13 protein-coding genes are annotated in these 19,421 nt (G+C 47.8%); 8 read left to right on the top strand and 5 right to left on the bottom strand.

Annotation, left to right across the window (positions count from 1 at the left end; all coding sequences use genetic code 11):
- Positions 1–4 precede the first annotated feature (4 nt).
- Together BSZ04_RS06645 and BSZ04_RS06640 are read left to right on the top strand one after the other, a co-directional pair.
- Positions 5–931 (top strand): ABC transporter ATP-binding protein, encoded by a 927-nt coding sequence (locus BSZ04_RS06645; RefSeq protein ID WP_088879933.1) that lies wholly within the window; start codon positions 5–7, stop codon positions 929–931.
- Entirely contained in the window at positions 931–2,028 is a 1,098-nt protein-coding gene (locus tag BSZ04_RS06640; RefSeq protein ID WP_162531051.1) for an ABC transporter permease, read from the top strand. The genes BSZ04_RS06645 and BSZ04_RS06640 overlap by 1 nt, the downstream gene beginning before the upstream one ends.
- A 66-nt stretch (positions 2,029–2,094) precedes the next feature.
- Here the strand turns inward: BSZ04_RS06640 and BSZ04_RS06635 are convergent, their stop codons facing one another.
- The 4 genes from BSZ04_RS06635 to fdhF form a co-directional block, all read right to left on the bottom strand.
- Entirely contained in the window at positions 2,095–2,466 is a 372-nt protein-coding gene (locus BSZ04_RS06635; protein WP_010452786.1) for a hypothetical protein, read from the bottom strand.
- Between the two features lie 153 nt (positions 2,467–2,619).
- Positions 2,620–4,428 (bottom strand): amidohydrolase, encoded by a 1,809-nt coding sequence (locus BSZ04_RS06630; RefSeq protein WP_088879931.1) that lies wholly within the window; start codon positions 4,426–4,428, stop codon positions 2,620–2,622.
- 143 nt (positions 4,429–4,571) lie between these two features.
- Entirely contained in the window at positions 4,572–5,507 is a 936-nt protein-coding gene (locus BSZ04_RS06625; RefSeq protein WP_088879930.1) for an endonuclease/exonuclease/phosphatase family protein, read from the bottom strand.
- 92 nt (positions 5,508–5,599) lie between these two features.
- Complete coding sequence (fdhF, locus tag BSZ04_RS06620; RefSeq protein ID WP_088879929.1) at positions 5,600–9,838, bottom strand: formate dehydrogenase subunit alpha; 4,239 nt, start codon at positions 9,836–9,838, stop codon at positions 5,600–5,602.
- A 315-nt stretch (positions 9,839–10,153) separates the two neighbouring features.
- Between fdhF and BSZ04_RS06615 the strand changes: the two genes are divergently transcribed.
- The 5 genes from BSZ04_RS06615 (at position 10,154) to copI (ending at position 17,754) form a co-directional block, all read left to right on the top strand.
- Positions 10,154–10,591, top strand: coding sequence for a hypothetical protein (locus tag BSZ04_RS06615; RefSeq protein ID WP_010452792.1), 438 nt, complete (start codon positions 10,154–10,156; stop codon positions 10,589–10,591).
- 135 nt (positions 10,592–10,726) lie between these two features.
- Positions 10,727–12,118 carry a TolC family protein gene (locus tag BSZ04_RS06610; RefSeq protein ID WP_088879928.1) on the top strand — a complete coding sequence of 464 codons (1,392 nt, stop codon included), beginning with the start codon at positions 10,727–10,729 and terminating at the stop codon, positions 12,116–12,118.
- A gap of 102 nt (positions 12,119–12,220) precedes the next feature.
- A complete protein-coding gene (locus BSZ04_RS06605) occupies positions 12,221–13,927 on the top strand; it encodes an efflux RND transporter periplasmic adaptor subunit (protein ID WP_088879927.1) in 1,707 nt (568 codons plus the stop codon).
- A gap of 2 nt (positions 13,928–13,929) precedes the next feature.
- Positions 13,930–17,109 carry an efflux RND transporter permease subunit gene (locus BSZ04_RS06600; protein WP_088879926.1) on the top strand — a complete coding sequence of 1,060 codons (3,180 nt, stop codon included), beginning with the start codon at positions 13,930–13,932 and terminating at the stop codon, positions 17,107–17,109.
- A 78-nt stretch (positions 17,110–17,187) separates the two neighbouring features.
- Positions 17,188–17,754 carry a copper-resistant cuproprotein CopI gene (gene copI, locus BSZ04_RS06595; RefSeq protein ID WP_005425081.1) on the top strand — a complete coding sequence of 189 codons (567 nt, stop codon included), beginning with the start codon at positions 17,188–17,190 and terminating at the stop codon, positions 17,752–17,754.
- Between the two features lie 77 nt (positions 17,755–17,831).
- On the opposite strand, the gene BSZ04_RS06590 is transcribed toward copI, so the two are convergent.
- Entirely contained in the window at positions 17,832–18,359 is a 528-nt protein-coding gene (locus tag BSZ04_RS06590; RefSeq protein ID WP_088879925.1) for an outer membrane beta-barrel protein, read from the bottom strand.
- A 151-nt stretch (positions 18,360–18,510) separates the two neighbouring features.
- On the opposite strand from BSZ04_RS06590, the gene BSZ04_RS06585 reads away from it, so the two are divergent.
- On the top strand, positions 18,511–19,419 hold the full coding sequence (locus BSZ04_RS06585; RefSeq protein WP_088879924.1) for a LysR family transcriptional regulator: 909 nt from the start codon (positions 18,511–18,513) through the stop codon (positions 19,417–19,419).
- The last annotated feature ends 2 nt before the right edge of the window (positions 19,420–19,421 follow it).

Genomic DNA, 19,421 nt, shown 5'->3' with positions numbered 1-19,421 from the left:
GCCAATGACCGAATACGCAATTCAAGCTGAAAATGTGGTGAAAAAGTTTGGTGACTTCACTGCCATCAACAACATCACGCTTAATGTGCCCAAAGGCAGTATTTATGGCTTTCTTGGCCCCAATGGTTGCGGTAAATCGACAACCATTCGTGTGTTAACAGGCCTACTCAGCCCAAGCGAGGGCAATGTGGATGTACTAGGACTGGAGATCCCAAAACAATCTGAGCTTCTGCGCCTTAAGATTGGTTACATGACACAAAAGTTCTCCCTCTATGATGACCTGACCGTTCAAGAAAACCTCGAGTTTATTGGCCAAATCTTTGGTATGGAAACCAAGGCACTGAAAGCTCGTATCGAAGAACAACTATCAACCTACGGGCTCGACCAATTGCGTAAACAGCGCGTCGGCGGAATGAGTGGCGGCCAAAAGCAGCGCTTGTCTCTCGCCGCAGCGACAATGCACAAACCAGAACTGTTGTTTCTCGATGAGCCCACGTCTGCGGTAGATCCAGAGAACCGACGTGATTTCTGGGAGCAATTATTTGATCTCTCTGACCAAGGCACGACGATTTTGGTCACTACGCACTACATGGACGAAGCGGAGCGCTGCCATCGTCTGGCGATTATGGAAGCGGGTGAGATCCGCGCCGATGGTGAGCCTGAAGAGCTCATGGCACAAATGGGCGTGAACATCGTTGAAGTCAAAGCGGATAACTTACGCGAGCTAAAAGAGAAAGTCCTTCAACGTGAAGAGGTGCGCTCAGCCGCACAACTAGGAATCCGCTTGCGCATTTTAATCCGCTTGCGCATCGAACAACCAATCGAATGGTTAACCCAAACCTTTCCCGAGCTTGAAGGCTGCGAAATGAACATTGCTCGTCCTAGCTTGGAAGATGTGTTTGTCAGTGTTACGGGAGAAGGTCGCCAATGATGAAATCTATTGCCCGTATGAAAGCGGTGATGATCAAAGAGATCCGCCAGCTTTCACGCGACCGCATTACCTTTGGCATGGTCGTGATGATCCCGCTGATTCAGCTTTTACTGTTCGGCTTTGCCATTAATACCGATATTCGCAACATTCCCGTTGGTGTCGTCGATCAAAGTGGCAGTACCGCCGGGCGCGTGATCACCGAATCCGTCAAAGTGACTCAAGTGGTCGATGTGGTAGAAACCTTCGCTACCGCAGAGCAAGCAGAACAAGCCATTCAGGATGGTATTGTTCGTGCGGCTTTGATTCTGCCTAGCGATTTAACCCAACGTATGGTGCAAGGTAGAGAGCTTGGGCAGTGGATTGTGGACGGTTCAGACACCATGATCAGCTCTGCGATTCTTTCTCTGCAAACCATGCCGTTGACGGATTTTGATTTTGAGATACGCCCAGCTCCAACCAAAACCTTTGAAGTTGCGCTGTATTACAACCCGAGTCGCCGCTCAGCGGTGAACATTGTTCCCGGTTTATTAGGTGTAATCCTGACCATGACGATGATTTTGTTCACCAGTGCAGCCATTGTTCGAGAGCGGGAGCGAGGCAATTTGGAGCTACTGATTACGACGCCAATCCATTCCATTGAACTCATGGTGGCAAAGATCATTCCCTACATCTTCGTTGGTTTAATTCAGGTGTTCATCATTCTTGGTCTAGGTCACTGGATATTTGGCGTGCCGATAAACGGAGCCATTAGTCAGATCTTGTTCGGAACTCTACTATTTATCGCCGCGAGTCTAACCCTAGGTCTGGTGATCTCAACCATCGCCACTACACAGCTTCAAGCGATGCAAATGACAGTGTTTATTCTGCTGCCATCCATTTTGCTATCAGGATTTATGTTCCCCTATGAGGGGATGCCCGTTGCAGCACAATGGATATCCGAAGCGCTCCCAGCGACTCACTTTATGCGCATCATTCGCGGTGTGGTGTTACGTGGGGCAGATTTGATGGAGCTATGGCGGGATACGGTTTGGCTGCTTGGCTTTACCGTTATCGGTTTAGTTGTCGCCTCACTGCGCTTCAAGAAGTCACTCGATTAATCGACCAGGTTCCAGAACTAAAAACGCCTCCAAATTTGGAGGCGCTTTCTAAAACTACTTTTAGTATCAGTAGTATTCACCCAGTGAGCAATCATGCAAATCGGAAATACTATAGTTTCTCAATGAGTTGATTTTGAAATTAAAAATCACTTCTTTACAGACATTGTGTCCCCGCTCACTATAGGTGATGTACCCTTCACTATAAGCTCTTTGTCCATCAGATGACGTTACATGGGCAGCAAACTCTAAATGCGCAGTATGTGCGTGAACACGTTTTTTACTCTCATACATATCAAGCCATTCTTCTCGATTGGCCATTTGCATCAACATCGACTCAGCTTGCGACTCTAACTGCTGTGGATACACATAAAATCGATTGTAGGCAAAGTACGAGCTCATCAAAAAAAGTATTAACACTGCTGAGGCTGTTCTTGTCATAGAAGCTTCCTCTTATCTTTATGAATTTTTTTATACTCATAAAGTTTAGGTTATGAAACTGACTTGAATAACAGCTTACAGTCAGAATCAGTCAATTCTATGACAAGCAGCCCCTTTATCTAACCTAATTCTAGATAACTAGACACTCAGTACTTACTTATCGATAGGGAACAACTTGCTTTCGAAGACAGTTGCATAAATTGGCACATCTTTTAGCTTGTTGATATCAACTTTGTAAGGGTCTTCTTCAAGTACCGTAAAGTTGGCTACTTTACCTACTTCAATACTACCGAGCGTATCTTCCATTCCCCACGAATATGCTGCTTCAATGGTAATGCCTTTTAGAGCGGCTTCACGAGAGAGCGCAAGATCTTTACGCAGCACATTTCCGTTGTTGGTTTGGCGAGTAGCGGCACTCCATGCTAGCAATAGCGGATCAGCAGGCGCCATTGGCATGTCCGAGTGTAACGACACTGGGATCTGCTCTTTCTCGATCGTCGCCAATCGAACCATAGCGTGCGCACGCTCTTCACCTAACCCGACTTCACCAAAACGGTCACCGAAACCCGTCACGTAATATGGATTAACACTAATAATCGCACCAAGCTCTTTCAGTTCCTTGACTTGTTCGTCGGTCGAATTGGCAAAGTGAACGATCGTAAAACGGTGGTTCTCACGTGGGTATTCAGCTTGACGACGTTTCAAAATTTCAATCAGCTTTTCAACGCCTTCATCACCGTTTACATGAACGAGGATTTGGTAATCCTTCTCCCAGAACAGCTTGGTGATGTCTTCGACTTCTTGAGGGGTTTGAATCCACTCGCCATGGTGACCATCCAGATAACCGTCTTTCATCATCATTAACTGAGAGATGATTGCACCATCGAATAGTAGCTTAACTTGGTTTTTAAAGAAGCGAACTTTGCCTTCATCAGGGAAGGTTTTGGTGATCTCTTCAACCGCTTGAACCACACCCTCTTTGCCTTTCAGGAAGTAAGGTGACTTACTCTCTGGTGTAAAGAAGGAATACATTGGCGTTTCATCAGCACCCAAGATCTCTTTATACAACCCCACCATATCCTCTGGTATAAACGCGCCAGGTTCGTTGTAAGCCGTCACCCCTTTCTCGTGCAGCATCTCTACCATTTGCTCTAGACCTACGCGGAATCGCGCTTCACTGCCAAGATCTTTGTAGATACGTGGTAGCAAGTAAATCAATGCACCGCCTTCCCAGAAATGCCCATTTGCCAAATCTGACTGAGCTGCTACCTCTTTGCCTTGTTTATCGATGTCCGCTTGGTTCAGACCAAACTTCTCAACAAATGCCGTGTTTACGTAGAACTCGTGTGCAGAACGATGCCACACACCAATTGGACGTGTCTTAGAGATCTTATCAAGATCAGCGCGCGTCAATTCACCATGGAAGAAGTTGTTGTAGCCCCATGTCCACAATACTTCATTTGGATCCTGCATCTCTTTTTCAACAGCAGTCAGCGCGGTCAGATACTCTTGATGTCCATTCACCGCAGGCCAAGTACGACTTGGTAACTGCCACTCTTCAGGGGCAATGACCGGCATGCTCAACGTAAGTGCACCAAGGAATGGATGCAGGTGCTGCTCAATAAAGCCAGGCATGATCACCTTGTCTTCTAAATCGACTTTATCCGCATTTGGGAACTGCTTCAGCGCCTGCGCTTCTTGTCCAACAAAGACAATCTTGCCGTCATCGTCCGCTACAACCGCCTCTACACGAGGTTGGTCTTCGTCCATTGTGATGATGGTATCAGCCATATAGATCGTCTCACCGCTTTCCGCAGGCGCAGTTGCTTGAGCTTGCTCTTCTACTTGGGACTCAGGCTTTGGTTCTTGTTGTTTCGCTTCTTCTGCTGGGCTACATCCTGCCATAGTTCCGATAAAGCCTAAGATGGCTCCTGCCACTAACGTTCGCTTGAATGGTTTCATGTGTTTACCTTATATCGCCAGTTTGATACTGCTTTAGTTATGGAACCCCGTTCCAAAAAGAAAGGAGTATGGTGTGTAAAGTAAAGATCGTTTTTGTCAGTATTGAGCAGATTTCACTCACAATCTTGAGAATGAAACAGGAATTAATTCAGAACGTTACCAATCACCGTCGTCACCAAGCGGTGATCAGAACCATTTGGTTGACTTGTCGATAGGCGAGTACAGATTTGCCTGTCCGTTTTTTCTGATTTAAGCCAAAGGTGATCAATCCCAATCATGGCAAAGGATGGGACTGATACTCCTTTTATCGATGTTGGCCAACTGGCCACTGGTCGGGATTGAAAACGAGAGAACAGCTTGTTAAACCTTGGGCTTGCAGCAGAAAGGTTGAAGTCCCCAATCACAATCATTTCCGATGTTGGGTACAATTCGGTAAGGGTTTCTATGGTTCGAATCAACGCATTTCTGCGTTGCCACAGCGGCTCGGTTCTTGGTGATGGAGGATGCGCCGTCATTAAGGTTATAGGCTCATCTACTTGCCATACAGCGCGAATCACCTCTTGTCCATCTGGGGTGTGATAAATCGACACTGGCTCCAATGGATAACGGCTCAAAATCATCTGATTTGACGGGTAACCAACGCCGCGCTGGCCGCCATAATAGAAAGGATAAATATCGTCGAGAAGATGAAGTTTCTCCCCCACTTGAGGCGAGAGCTCTTGCATCACCACCAAATCCGCAGGGTGTTTAAGCAAGTAATTAATGAACTGATTGATATCCGGATTTTCGTAGAAAAGATTGAATTGGACGATCGTCAGCGGATTTTCGCAGGTTTGGTTGTTCGTGATTTGAGTGGGTAAGAGGAATGGAAAAAAAGCACCGCTGATCACGATTGAGGTGAGCGCCTTCGACCAGCGACGAAAGACGAAAAGCACGATAGCGAGACTGAAATAGACAAATAAAATGAGGGCGGGAATCGAGGTCAGATTCTCCGCCCACCAAATATCATGATATTGCCTTGCTAGCAGCCAAATTAATGCAGGTAGAAACAACACAATCCATTTAATGACTCTCAGCACACGCACTGCTCGTTTAGCGATTACATATCATAAGCTTATATGCAGTTTGCTAACTCGCCAGTGCGTCGCTGACCAATACGCAGCTTATAAGCTTAAATGGTATGAACCGCTTCCGTTGCAGGCTCTGCGTTTCGCGCTTTTTCGCTCACTTCCACTTTAACCGCAGCGACCTTGAACTCAGGGATCTTCGCATGCGGGTCAGTAGCCGTTGTCGTTAAACGGTTCACTGGCGATTCAACAAAGTGGAATGGAATGAACACCACTCCTTTTTGCATACGCTTAGTCACAAAGGCATCAATCTCAATGCTGCCGCGACGTGTAGACACCGTGAGACGCTGACCATTGCTGATACCTAGCGCTTCTGCGTCTTCCACGCTCACCATCGCACGTGGGCCAGCAAGGTTATCCAACCCTTTGGTTTTGCGCGTCATGGTACCCGTGTGGAACTGCTCAAGCACGCGACCCGTCGTAAGCACCAGTGGATACTCCTCATCTGGCAGCTCAGCCGCATAACGGAACGGGACGCCCACCATTTGCCCTTTACCACGAGTAAACTGGGTTTGGTGCATGATGCGAGTACCCGCAGGGTTGTTCTTATTGCTCGGCCATTGCACACCGTTTGGCGTGATCGCCTCCCAACGAAGACCTGCGTATTGAGGTGTCACTCGTGCAATTTCGTTAGTGATATCAGACACACAGTGGTAGTCCCAATCACTGCCCATGGCATTGGCGATTTCTTGAATAATCCACCAATCTTCTTTTGCCTCACCCGGTGCCGTGACAACCGGATTCACACGCTGAACACGACGCTCCGTATTGGTGAAGTGCCCCGCTTTCTCTGCAAACGAGCAAGAAGGCAGAACCACATCCGCGTATTGAGCGGTTTCCGTTAGGAAGATGTCTTGAACCACTAAGAAATCGAGCGCTTCTAAGCCTTCAATCACATGCGCTTGGTTCGGGTCACTCAATACTGGGTTCTCACCCATGATGTACATACCACGAACGTCACGATGGCAAGCCGCATCAATGATTTCTGTCAGGGTTAGACCTTGCTCAGAAGGCAGATTTGGCGCGTTCCATTCAATCGCAAACTTCTGACGCACAATTGGGTTGTATACCTTTTGGTAACCCGGGAAACTGTTTGGCAAAGCGCCCATATCACACGCGCCTTGCACGTTTGATTGACCACGTAGCGGATTGATACCACCACCTTCAATACCGATGTTGCCACACAGTAATTGCAGGTTAGCGATAGAACGCACGTTGTCATGACCTGTCGTGTGCTGAGTAATACCCATCGAGTAGTACACAGCGGTACGATCTGCCGTGCCAATCATACGCGCCATTGCTTGAATGTCTTCGGCTTTAACGCCCGTAACCAACTCCACTTTGTCGAGGTTGTAAGCTGGCGACATCACCTCTTGCAACAAGGTATCAAAGCCGTCGACACGTTCTTCGATGTACTCTTGATCGTACCAGCCGTTCTTGATGATCTGCTGCATGACACCGTTTAGGAGCATCACATCCGTACCTGGACGGTGCGCCATGTACAACTCAGCATGCTCTGCCATATCGACACGTTTCGGGTCAGCTACAATCAAGCGAGCACCATGGTGACGAATTGCTTGTTTGATGTGTGAAGCGATGATCGGGTGTGCCGATGTGGTATCCGAACCGATAATAAAGATCACATCCGAGTGCTTAATACTTGGAATGTCGTTGGTCATTGCACCACTACCCAGTGACGCCTCAAGACCCGTTACACTCGATGCGTGACACAAACGCGCACAGTGATCGACGTTATTGGTGCCCAGTTCACGACGGACAAATTTTTGAAATGCGTAGTTGTCTTCATTGGTGGTTTTCGCTGAAGAGAAACCCGCTAATGCGTTGCTGCCAAAATCTTGCTTGATACCAGAGAACTTACTCGCGACGAGTTGGATTGCCTCTTCCCAACTTGCAGGCTGCAACCAACCGTCTTTACGGATCAATGGCGTGGTAAGACGCTCTTCACTGCCAATGAAATCAAAACCAAAGCGACCTTTAACACACAACATGCCTTGGTTCACCGGCGAGTCACCGCCTTTCACGTAACGAATAGTATTGGTTGTCTCGTCCACAAACATAGTCAACTTACAACCCACACCACAGTATGTACAAATGGTGTCGACCGCTTTCAGATCTTCGGTACGACCTTGCGAGCGGTCACGACTATCGACCATCGCGCCTGTTGGACACACTTGAACACACGCGCCACATTGCACACAGTTCGAATCGCCCATTAGGGTTAAGCCATTCTTGTTACTTCCAAAGTGTGGACGATCGTCAGGACGTAATGCCGGACGCCCTTGTTTATCGCACACGAAGTTCAGTACACCGTGCACGGCTTTGTCGCGGCACGCTTGGATACACTGCCCACAGCTAATACAGCGGTTAGCATCAAACTCAATAAACTCAGAGCTACGGTCAACTTCGTACTTATGACGCAAGTCTTTCGCACGAAGATCTAACCAATCTTGATGTGATTTAATCTGCAAGGAGAAGTCAAAGCTTTGCTCGGCTTCATATTCGGTGGAGTAGTCACGCAGCGCACAATCGGTATTGGCCTGACAACCACATTCAAGACAGCGCGCGGCTTCCTTCATCGCTTCTTCGTTATCAAAGCCCAACTCAACTTCAGCGAAGCTTTGCTCGCGTTGTGCTGGAGTCAGTTCAGGCATGATAGAGCGAGCGACTTTTTGGATGTTCTCGAAGTGAAGCGGATCGACTTGAGAGAGTTTCTTCTCTTTGCGCGAGTTGAACGCCGCCTTTGGCATATCCGCCATATCGCCATTCAAAAACAGGTCAATGGCTTTTGCCGCAACGCGACCATCACCCACCGCTTCAACTGCCGTTGCTGGACCACGGCGGAAATCACCAATACTGAAGATGTTGCCCGTGCCGGTGTGCATGGTCTTTTCATCAGCATCAGAGGTGTTCCAGCGCGTAAGCGGAATAGATAAGTCTTCACCTTCTAGGAAGCTCAGATCTGGCTTTTGCGATACTGCTGCAATCACGGTGTCGAACTCTTCGGTAAAGAACTCGCCGGTTGGTTTAGGACTTCGACGACCAGATGCATCCGGCTCACCCAACGCCATGCGCTCTAGGCGAATCGCATTCACGCGTCCGGTTTCATCGGCAAGGTTTTCTGCAGGGTTGGTCAAGAAGTGGAATTTCACCCCTTCGTGTTCCGCTTCGACAATCTCGTAGTCTTCTGCCGGCATTTCGTCACGTGTACGACGATAAATCAACGTGGTGTCTGCACCAGCGCGACGCGCAGTACGAGCACAGTCAATTGCTGTGTTACCACCACCGATCACCGCGACTTTCTGACCCGTGACGTAGTTTTGTTCGGTAACGTAATCTTTTAGGTAATCAACGCCTAAGTAGCAACCTGCAAGATCACTGCCTGTGTAATGCATTTCGACCGCTTGAGACGCGCCGACCGCCAAACACACCGCGTCGTATTCTTCGCTCAATTGAGAAAGCGTGAAATCCACACCCAGCTTTTGATTGGTGTGAACTTGCATGCCATTGCGGCACATCAGTTCGATTTCTTTATCGAGAATATCTTTTGGCAAACGGTATTCAGGAATACCATAACGAAGCCAACCACCCGCTTTTGGCATGGATTCAAATACAGTAACGTCGTAGCCTTCATTCGACAGGTAATAGCCTGCCGTTAGACCGCCAGGACCACTGCCGACGACAGCGATGTTCAAACCTTTGCTTGGTTTCTTTTCCGGTACATAGGCTTCATGCGCAGACAAATCCGCATCCGCGGCATGACGTTTTAGCTGACGAATTGCGATAGGCTCGTCGACTAAAGAGCGGCGACATTCGCTCTCACAGAATGCTGGACACACACGACCAATCGATAACGGCATAGGAAGCGTACGCTTAATCACTTCAATCGCTTTTTGATGATCGTTCTGTGCGATGTGATAAAGGTACGATTGGATATCTACACCCGCGGGACACGCGGTTTTACATGGCGCTTCACAATCGGCGTAATGGTCCGTCATGATGCGGTTGAGTGCTTTTCTGCGGTGTTCACTTAATTGTTCAGATTGCGTAACCACATTGAGACCACGATAAACTTCGAGTTCACACGCGCGTTTAGTGCCGCCACTTTCGACTTCAACCACACACAAGTCGCACGGCACTTTTTCATTACTTTTGTTCATTCCGCACAGCGATGGGATCTCGACCCCACACACTTTTGCTGCTTCTAAAAGGGTCAGCCCCTCTTCTACAATTCTATATTTTCCATCGATGACAATTTCTATCATACAACCTCCGCAGCAAAGCAAATCCACATCTGCCAAAATAAAGCCATGCATTCTATAAGGATAAACATTTGTTAGACAAGGTGGTGTGATACAAAACTTATAAACCACATTTTTTTCGTGTCATAAAAAGCATGAGCTTCTGTCATGAAGTATCACGAGTGAGAACTCAACAAACGTTTTACTCCCTCGATTGTGCGAAAACTGGTGAACTCAACTATTTTGATAAGAAGAGCAATAAAATATTGACCTTCCCCTAAGGTTAACCTTTAGAATCGAAGGGTTTTCATCATTTTCATCAAACACATGGGAAAAGGTATGCACTTAAAATCGCTGCATACAATCTGGTTAACTCTCTTCACAACACTAGTGCTATTAGTCTCTAGTGTGGCGAATAGTGAGCCGTTGATGAATATTCAAATGATGTCTACTGGCATGGCTCACCATCCTGCTATGATGAGTGATAACGAACACTGTGGCATGCCTGGCATGATGGACGTCTCCATGACAGACGTTTCTATGTCCGAAGCGTCCGTAGCAGAAAATGGTGGTGTAAGAGAAACCAGCATGAACTGTGGTGGAGGCTCCGGCATGGTTCATACCTGCTGTACTGCCGCATGTACGATAGTTTTCGTCCCCCTACCGAATCCTATCAATAGCCCAATGCCTCTCGTTTATCGCGCAACCATTACTCCTGAAGTTGCTTCCCCAGTCGTACATGTCAGCCGCGACCTGTACCGACCTCCTATAGCCTAAATCCGTCCTAGCATTCGACCCTGCGCGTGTATCGCAGGTTGTTTTAATGCGCCTGAACGATGAGGTAACAAGGCTTTACTGTTCCCGCAATAAAATCCGCACCTCCATCGATCCGGCGAACACTGGATTTAGATTATGGATATCAAACCATACCGCTTAGCTGCACCTATTTTTATGGTGGCTCTGGTCGCTGCGCCAACCTTGGTTAACGCCGCAGGTAACGAGACGCACGCAGCGCAAAATTCCGCATCAAGTGAGCGAGCTTCAACCAACAAGCTTGCCCAACTGATCAACGTAGCTTTGAGTAATGATGGCAATCGTAAGCAATACTCAGCGCAATCTGCAGCCATGCGTGAAACGGGCGTTGCAAGCTCTACCTTGATGGACCCAAAACTGAAAGTGGGTTTTGGTGGCTTGCCTGTCGACAGCTTCAAATTCGATGAAGACCCAATGACCAACATCTCCGTTGGTTTAATGCAACAGTTTGAGCGTGGCTCTACGCTTGATTTACAGCAGAAGAAAGCCAATCAACAAGCCGACGGCCTTGGACTTCAAGTTCACGCTCGTGAACTTGAGGTGGCTAACAGCATGACTCAACTGTGGTTAGAGCTCGGTTATCAGCAACGTGCGGAGCAAATCATGCTTGAGAACCGCAAGTTGATGAAGGAGATGGAAAACTTTATTCAAACCAACTATTCGATTGGTAAGAGTGAAGCGCAAGACCTGCTCAACGCCCAACTTCAAGTCAGCAAGTTAGATGAGAAACTGCAAGCCAACGCACAAATGCAACGTCGTCTTATCTCTCAACTCTCCGAATGGTTGGGGTCAGATTGGTTGGCAAACGAACAGGCTCTGCACGCGAGTAATCAATTGAACTGGGACACGCTGAACAACAAACTTGCTTCCAGCATCGACTCCACCAAGCACTACCAGCAACTCAGCCAACACCCGATGGTTAAGATGGCCGACATCAGCATTTCTGCCAATAAAACTCAGGTAGAAATTGCTGAGCAAGCCTACAACCCGCAGTTTGGCGTCGAAGTAATGTACGCCTACCGCCAAGCCGACAACATGATGGGAGAGCCAGCATCAGACTTGGTCAGCGCTTACCTAACCATGGACATTCCACTGTTCACCGGTGACCGCCAAGATCGCAATCTTGCTGCCGCTCAATATCAAGTTGGCGCGGCACAATCGCAAAAAGACACCTTACTAACGCAGATGAATGCCAAAGTGAACACTTTGCTGGTTGATCGCGGCAACTTAACCCAGCGTTTAGAACGTTATCAATCCACCTTATTGCCTCAAGCGAAAGCGCGCATTCAAGCCGTTGAGCGGGGTTATCAAAACAACACAGCGCAGTTTAACGATGTGATTTCTGCCACGACTGACGAGTTAGCACTGCAATTAGAGCAACAACGTCTGCTGACCGATCTCAACATCGCAAACAGCAATTTAGCCACCCTACTCGGTGGTTTCGACTATCAAGTGGCTTCACCAGAAGCTCGCTCTATTTCGACATATTAATTTGTGGTTCCCCAAAAGCGTTGGGGCTACAGGTATGTGACGGATATAGAGCAGTCAACAACGTTGTGGCGTCATGCGCAAACGGGAAAATAAGGTAAAACAATGAAAACATTTAAGATTGCAACCATCGCGCTGATTGTTGGTGGTGCTTTAGGGTTTGGTGCTAATCATTTTCTTACGGGCTCGGCTCACGACATGAGTGCGATGGGTGGCGAATCTGCTGCAAGCTCTAATGATCCGCTTTACTGGGTTGCCCCAATGGATCCGAACTACAAACGCGACAAGCCGGGCAAATCCCCAATGGGCATGGATTTAATTCCGGTTTACGCGGAAGATCTATCTGGTGAGAAAAGTGCACCGGGTACTATCACTATCGACCCTTCCGTTGAAAACAACCTCGGTGTAAAGACAGCAAAAGTAACGCTGGAAAAATTATCACCGCGCATTGAGACCGTCGGCTATATCGCCTTCGATGAAAGTCTGTTGTGGCAGACCAACGTACGTGTTGCGGGTTGGGTTGAGAAACTCTACATCAACGCCGTCGGTGAAAAAGTGAAGAAAGGCGATGTGCTTTTCACCCTGTATTCACCAGAGTTGGTTAAGGCACAAGAAGAATTGCTGAATGCTTACCGCACTGGTCGCAACGGTTTAGTGAAAGGTGCGACAGAGCGTTTGGTGACGCTTGGTGTAGACCGTGGTCAAATCAAATCCATCACACGTAGCGGAAAATCCTCTCAAACCATTGAAATTAAAGCACCGGCTGACGGTGTCATTGCAAGCCTAAACGTGCGTGAAGGTGGCTACCTGTCCCCTGCACAAGCGGTAATCAGTGCTGGTCCACTGGAGAATGTTTGGGTTGATGCGGAAGTTTTTGAGCGTCAAGCACACTGGATGAAAGCAGGCTCTCAAGCCACGATGACCCTTGACGCGATTCCGGGCAATGAATGGCAGGGTGTCGTAGATTACGTGTACCCAATCCTTGATCCGAAAACACGTACATTGCGTGTACGCCTTAAATTCCCTAACCCAAATGGCGAATTAAAACCAAACATGTTTGCCAACATCGCGCTGCAACCCGTGACCGACGATGCCGTATTAACCATTCCTAAGTCCTCCGTCATTCGTTCCGGTGGTATGACTCGTGTGGTCCTGGCAGAAGGCGATGGTAAATACCGCTCAGCTCGAATTGAAGTTGGTCGTGAAGCCGGAGAGCAAATCGAGGTATTACAAGGTCTGAAGCAAGATGACAAGATTGTCACCTCTGCGCACTTCATGCTCGATTCTGAATCTAGCCAATCGGCGGATCTATCTCGTATTAACAGTGTCGAACCGGAAGCAGAGACGGCATGGGCAAAAGGTGAAATCACCGATGTAATGAAAGATCACCGCATGCTGACCATCAACCACCAGCCAGTACCAGAATGGGATTGGCCGGGTATGGTAATGAACTTCACTTTCGCAGATGGCGTTGAGATGGGTGACCTGAAAAAAGGTCAGGCTATCGAATTTGAAATGCAAAAGACGGAGTCCGGTCAGTACAAAATCATCGACTATAAGGCTAATGAAAGCGTCATTGCAGCAGAAGTTTGGCTAACTGGTGACATCACGATGCTGATGGCTGATTTTGGCATGATCACTTTAAACCACCTGCCAGTAGCTGAATGGAACTGGGATGCAGGCGAGATGAACTTCTCTGTCGGTGAAGAGGTGGATTTATCCGGTTTTGAAGAAGGACAAAAGGTTCGATTTCTAGTTGAAAAACAAGGTTCTGACTATGTTCTTAAACAGCTAGAGGCCGTTGAGGGGTAATTATGATCAGTGCAATTATTCGTTGGTCGCTCAACAACCGCTTCCTAGTGTTGATCGCCACTCTAGCGCTCGTGCTGGGTGGACTTTACAGTGTAAAGAATACGCCTGTTGACGCAATTCCGGATCTTTCTGATGTGCAAGTGATCATCAAGACAAGCTATCCGGGCCAAGCTCCTCAAGTTGTTGAGGATCAAGTCACTTACCCGCTCACCACCGCCATGCTTGCCGTGCCGGGGGCCGAGACAGTTCGTGGCTACTCTTTCTTTGGTGACTCTTACGTTTATATCATTTTCAACGATGATACCGACATGTACTGGGCACGTTCACGCGTGTTGGAGTACTTAAGCCAAGTAGCACCAAAGCTACCACCAAACGCAAAACCGACGTTAGGTCCTGATGCGACTGGCGTAGGCTGGGTTTACAGCTACGTATTACAAGACAAAACCGGTAAGCACGATTTGGCCGAACTTCGCAGCCTGCAAGACTGGTTCTTGAAGTACGAACTGCAGACGGTTGATGGCGTCTCAGAAGTCGCGACCGTTGGCGGTATGGTTAAGCAGTACCAAGTACAAATTGATCCTGCCAAGCTCCGTGCGTACAACCTCACTTTGCAGCAAGTGAACATGGCAATCCAAAATGGTAACCAAGAAACCGGCGCGTCCGTTATCGAAGTGGCGGAAGCTGAACACATGGTTCGTACCACGGGTTACCTAACCAGCATTGAAGACATCAAATCACTGCCTCTAAAAGTCACCGAGAAAGGCACGCCTTTGCTACTAGGCGACATCGCAGACATTAACCTTGGTCCACAGATGCGTCGTGGTATCTCAGAACTAAATGGCGAAGGAGAAGCGGTAGGTGGCGTTATCGTAATGCGCTTTGGCGAGAACGCGAGTGAAGTCATTGCGAAAGTCAAAGAAAAGCTTGCAGACCTACAGCGCGGTCTACCAGAAGGTGTTGAAATTGTTGCAACTTACGACCGTTCGACTCTGATTGATGCAGCAGTAGAAAACCTATGGAAGAAACTTGCAGAAGAGTTCATCGTGGTTGCGATTGTGTGTGCGTTGTTCCTATTCCACATTCGTTCTTCGTTGGTTATCGCTCTGAGCCTACCTGTCGGTATTCTTACGGCGTTTATCGTGATGCATTGGCAAGGCATTAATGCCAACATTATGTCCCTTGGTGGTATCGCGATTGCCATCGGCGCCATGGTGGATGGTGCAATCGTTATGATCGAAAACGTTCACAAGCACATTGAACGAACGCCACTGACCGATAAAAACCGATGGCAAGTCATCAGTAAGGCGGCCGAAGAAGTTGGCGCTCCGCTGTTCTTCTCATTGCTGATCATTACTCTAAGCTTCGTGCCAGTGTTCGCCTTGGAAGGTCAAGAAGGCAAGATGTTCTCACCACTTGCGTTCACTAAGACTTACGCCATGGCAGCGGCTGCAGGTTTGGCTATCACGCTTGTTCCTGTACTTATGGGCTACTTCATTCGCGGTAAGGTGTTACCGGAACACAAAAACCCAGTCAACCGTGGCTTAGTCGCGTTGTACCGTCCACTGCTGAATACCAGCCTAAAATACCCTAAGACCATGATCGTTATCGCCTTAGGTCTAATGGCATCGGCTTACTACCCAACCAGCAAGCTAGGCAGCGAGTTCATCCCACCGCTGGATGAAGGCGACTTGATGTACATGCCAACAACCTATCCGGGTATCTCGATCGGTAAGGCGCGTGAGCTGCTACAGCAAACCAATAAGCTGATCAAAACCGTCCCCGAAGTACAGACGGTATGGGGCAAAATTGGTCGTGCAGAAACCGCGACCGACCCAGCACCTTTAACGATGATTGAAACCGTGATTCAGTTGAAGCCACGCGATCAATGGCGCGAAGGGGTAACAACCGAGTCACTGCGCAAAGAGTTCGATAAGTTGGTTCAGTTCCCTGGTCTTACTAACGCTTGGGTAATGCCTATCAAAACGCGTATCGACATGCTAGCAACGGGCATCAAAACCCCTATCGGCATTAAGATCGCCGGCCCCGATCTGAAAGTGATTGAGGAGATCGGTTCTCAGTTGGAGCCAATTCTTAATGGCGTTCAAGGTACTGCATCGGTTTACGCAGAGCGTGTGGCAGGTGGTCGCTATGTCACAATCGACATTAAGCGTCGTACGGCGGCTCGTTACGGCTTGAGCATTAAAGACGTTCAGCAAGTTGTCTCCACCGCAGTGGGTGGCATGAATGTGGGTGAAACCATCGAAGGATTAGAGCGTTACCCAATCAACGTTCGTTACCCACAAGACTACCGTGACTCGGTGGTAAAACTGCAAAACCTGCCGTTAGTGACTCCAAATGGCGCTCGCATCGCCCTAGCTGATGTCGCGGATATCCGTTACGAAGACGGCCCTCCAATGATCAAGACAGAAAACGCACGCCCAAACGGCTGGGTGTTTGTCGATATCGATGGTCGAGACCTTGGTTCTTACGTCGTGGAAGCGCAACAGGTCGTGGCCGATCAACTGGAGCTTCCTGCGGGCTACTCGCTGGCTTGGTCTGGTCAATACGAATACATGGAACGTGCGAAAGACCGCTTGAGTGTCGTGGTACCAATCACCATCGCCATCATTATGCTGCTGCTTTACTTCAGCTTCCGTCGTGTCGGCGAAGTGATGATCATCATGCTTACCCTGCCGCTCGCTATGGTCGGTGGTTTGTGGCTCATGCATATCCTCAATTACAACTTCTCGATTGCCGTTGGGGTCGGTTTTATTGCCCTAGCAGGCGTCGCGGTTGAAATTGGGGTCATCATGCTCGTGTATCTCAACCAAGCTTGGCACTACAAAAAGCTGGATGCAGAAGAGAGCGAGCAAAAGCTTGAGGCGAAAGACCTAACCGATGCCATTCGTGAAGGTGCAGGCTTACGTGTTCGCCCAGTAATGATGACGGTACTAACGGTCATTATTGGCCTTATTCCAATCATGTACGGCGAAGGTACAGGGTCAGAAGTAATGCAACGTATCGCCGCGCCAATGATTGGTGGTATGGCATCAGCACTGCTGCTCACGCTATTAGTACTGCCAGCCATCTTCAAGCTGTGGAAACAACGCGAGTTGTGCCAAAGCAATGCGATTAATCACCAAGCTAGCACACAAGCTAGTGATGTAAACAACAACGCTTAATCCCAACTTTCCCCTCAAACGTTCAGTTTTGAGGGGAAACAACCAAATTACTAATGAATTAAAACAAGGATATAAAAGATGAAAAAGACACTAATCACTCTTGCTCTAGCCTTAACAACAACGACTGCTTTTGCACAAATGGATCATTCAAACATGGATCATGGCGATATGGATCATAGCAATATGAAGCATGAAAACATGGACCACGGCAGCATGAAGATGGATCACAGCAAAATGGACCACTCCAACATGATGGATATGCCAGGCATGTCTGCGGTAGGTATGCCAGCAAAAGGCGCAAAGCCAGATAAAGTGGTACACGTACTCTTGAGTGATGACATGACGATCAAGTTCAAGAAAGACGTCAAGATTGAGCCAAACGATGTGGTGCAGTTTGTAGTCATGAACACGGGTAAAATCAACCACGAGTTCACTATCGGTTCTGCCAAAGAGCAGCTAGAACACCGCGAAATGATGAAGAACATGAGTGGTGACCACATGCACGATTCAGGCAACGCAGTCACGGTTGAGCCGGGTAAAGCCAAGCAATTACTGTGGCACTTCCACGGAGACAACAAGGTTGAGTTCGCTTGTAACATTCCAGGTCACGCAGAAGCGGGAATGGTTAAAAAGATTGAACTGTAAATAAGAACCTATAAAAACGAAGGAGCTGACAGTTAAGCTCCTTTTTTCTATTTGAGCCAATAACAGTGAGGGGAAACTCAGAAGTTATAAGCCGCCATCACGCGAATTGCGGTTTCCTCTTCTTCTGAAAGGCTCAGGTCTTCATCTATTTTGTACCCCTCAACAATTAATCCGACCTTGGCAATATCAACTTTAATGCCTACTGTTGGCGTAAAGTTATTCTGGTTGAAAGAGTCCACATATTCACCTGTCTCTTCCTCAAAATACTCAATTTCGACATTGTTGTAGTTCAAACCAATACGAGGGGTGATCGCGAAAGCACTACTCAACCGAACTTCATATCCCAAAGCAGTGTGTAGCCCCCACACTTGCTTTTCAGCCCAATGAGTTCCAACATGTTCTTCCTCTCCATTATCAAAAGGCGCATTAAACCCAATCGACCAATTTAAGTTCGGTAACACTTCTGCTCCAATCTCAATGCTTAAAATCTCATGGTCGTCCATAAATGTCACTCCCCCCGCCACAAAGGGGTCGCTCTCTTCTGCAAATACTGGAGCACTGCTTAAGAGCACCAAAATGAATAAGCCAAATAGATCTTTAAGCATGACACCTCCGGGTAGTGAATACATTAATTTGCCACTATCAGATTACGTGGATTCCATGCGCATTTTTGAAGGTTAAGAAGCTCAAATTTGAACCTTTGAACGCCACACAATGTCGTACCTAACGACAAAAATTTATAATCCAAGGCACGCTGTGAAACACTCGATAGACTTAAATCATTACCGCTTTTTAAACTTGATCTTCGAACAGAAGTCGTTACCTAAAGTGTGCCACACTCTTAACATCAGCCGTGCAACATTTAACCGACAGCTAGCAGATTGTCGGGAACAGTTTGGTAATGAGTTATTTATCGCAACCAAAGGGCTTTATCACCCCACGCTATTTTGTAGTCAGTTAATGCATATTATTGACGAGCCACTAGAACAGCTTGAATCGGCCCAAACTCAAGTCAATGTTCTAGAATCAGCAACTCAGCCAAAAGAGTTTCGCTTTTTTATGCCAAATCCACTCAGTGCTATCCTCACTACTCCATTACTGGAACTTCTCAATCAACACAGCAATATCGCAGATTTCTCGATGGTGGATTGGAACCTAGAAGGCATCGAATTCCCTAAAGCGGGTTCACTTGCTGTTGGCATTTCTGGCTATCCATCAGTAATGAATGAACGCGTGGTAGAACGAAAGATAGGCGAGCTTGGGTTATTCCTCTACACCTCGACAAACAACGCCTTGTCGCAGCAGGAAATCATTGACATACAACAACTGCAAAGAGAAAAGCTAGTAAGAGTATCCATGGGTGGACTAGACGATACCCCCTACTATGACAGGATAAAACGTCAACTTGGCTTCACATTATCAAGACGCTTAACCGTACCGTCAGTTCATGCTGCGCTAGATTGGCTGACGAAGGCTGACTATGTGCTAATTTGCTTGTCACTACCTGATTCAGCCTTACCGAAAAACATAAAAAAAATCCCGCTGATACAAAACAACGTGCAAATGTCCTTCGATATCGGTCTGCAGTTTCATCGGGGTTATTACCAGCACCCAACGATGATGAAGTTAGAAAAGCATTTATCAGAGATTTTGACGGGGTTGTAACC

The sequence above is a fragment of the Vibrio rotiferianus genome, from assembly GCF_002214395.1.
Lineage (GTDB): Bacteria > Pseudomonadota > Gammaproteobacteria > Enterobacterales > Vibrionaceae > Vibrio > Vibrio rotiferianus.
Note: the sequence above shows the minus strand (reverse complement) of the source record. Positions and strands in the feature narration are given on the sequence as shown.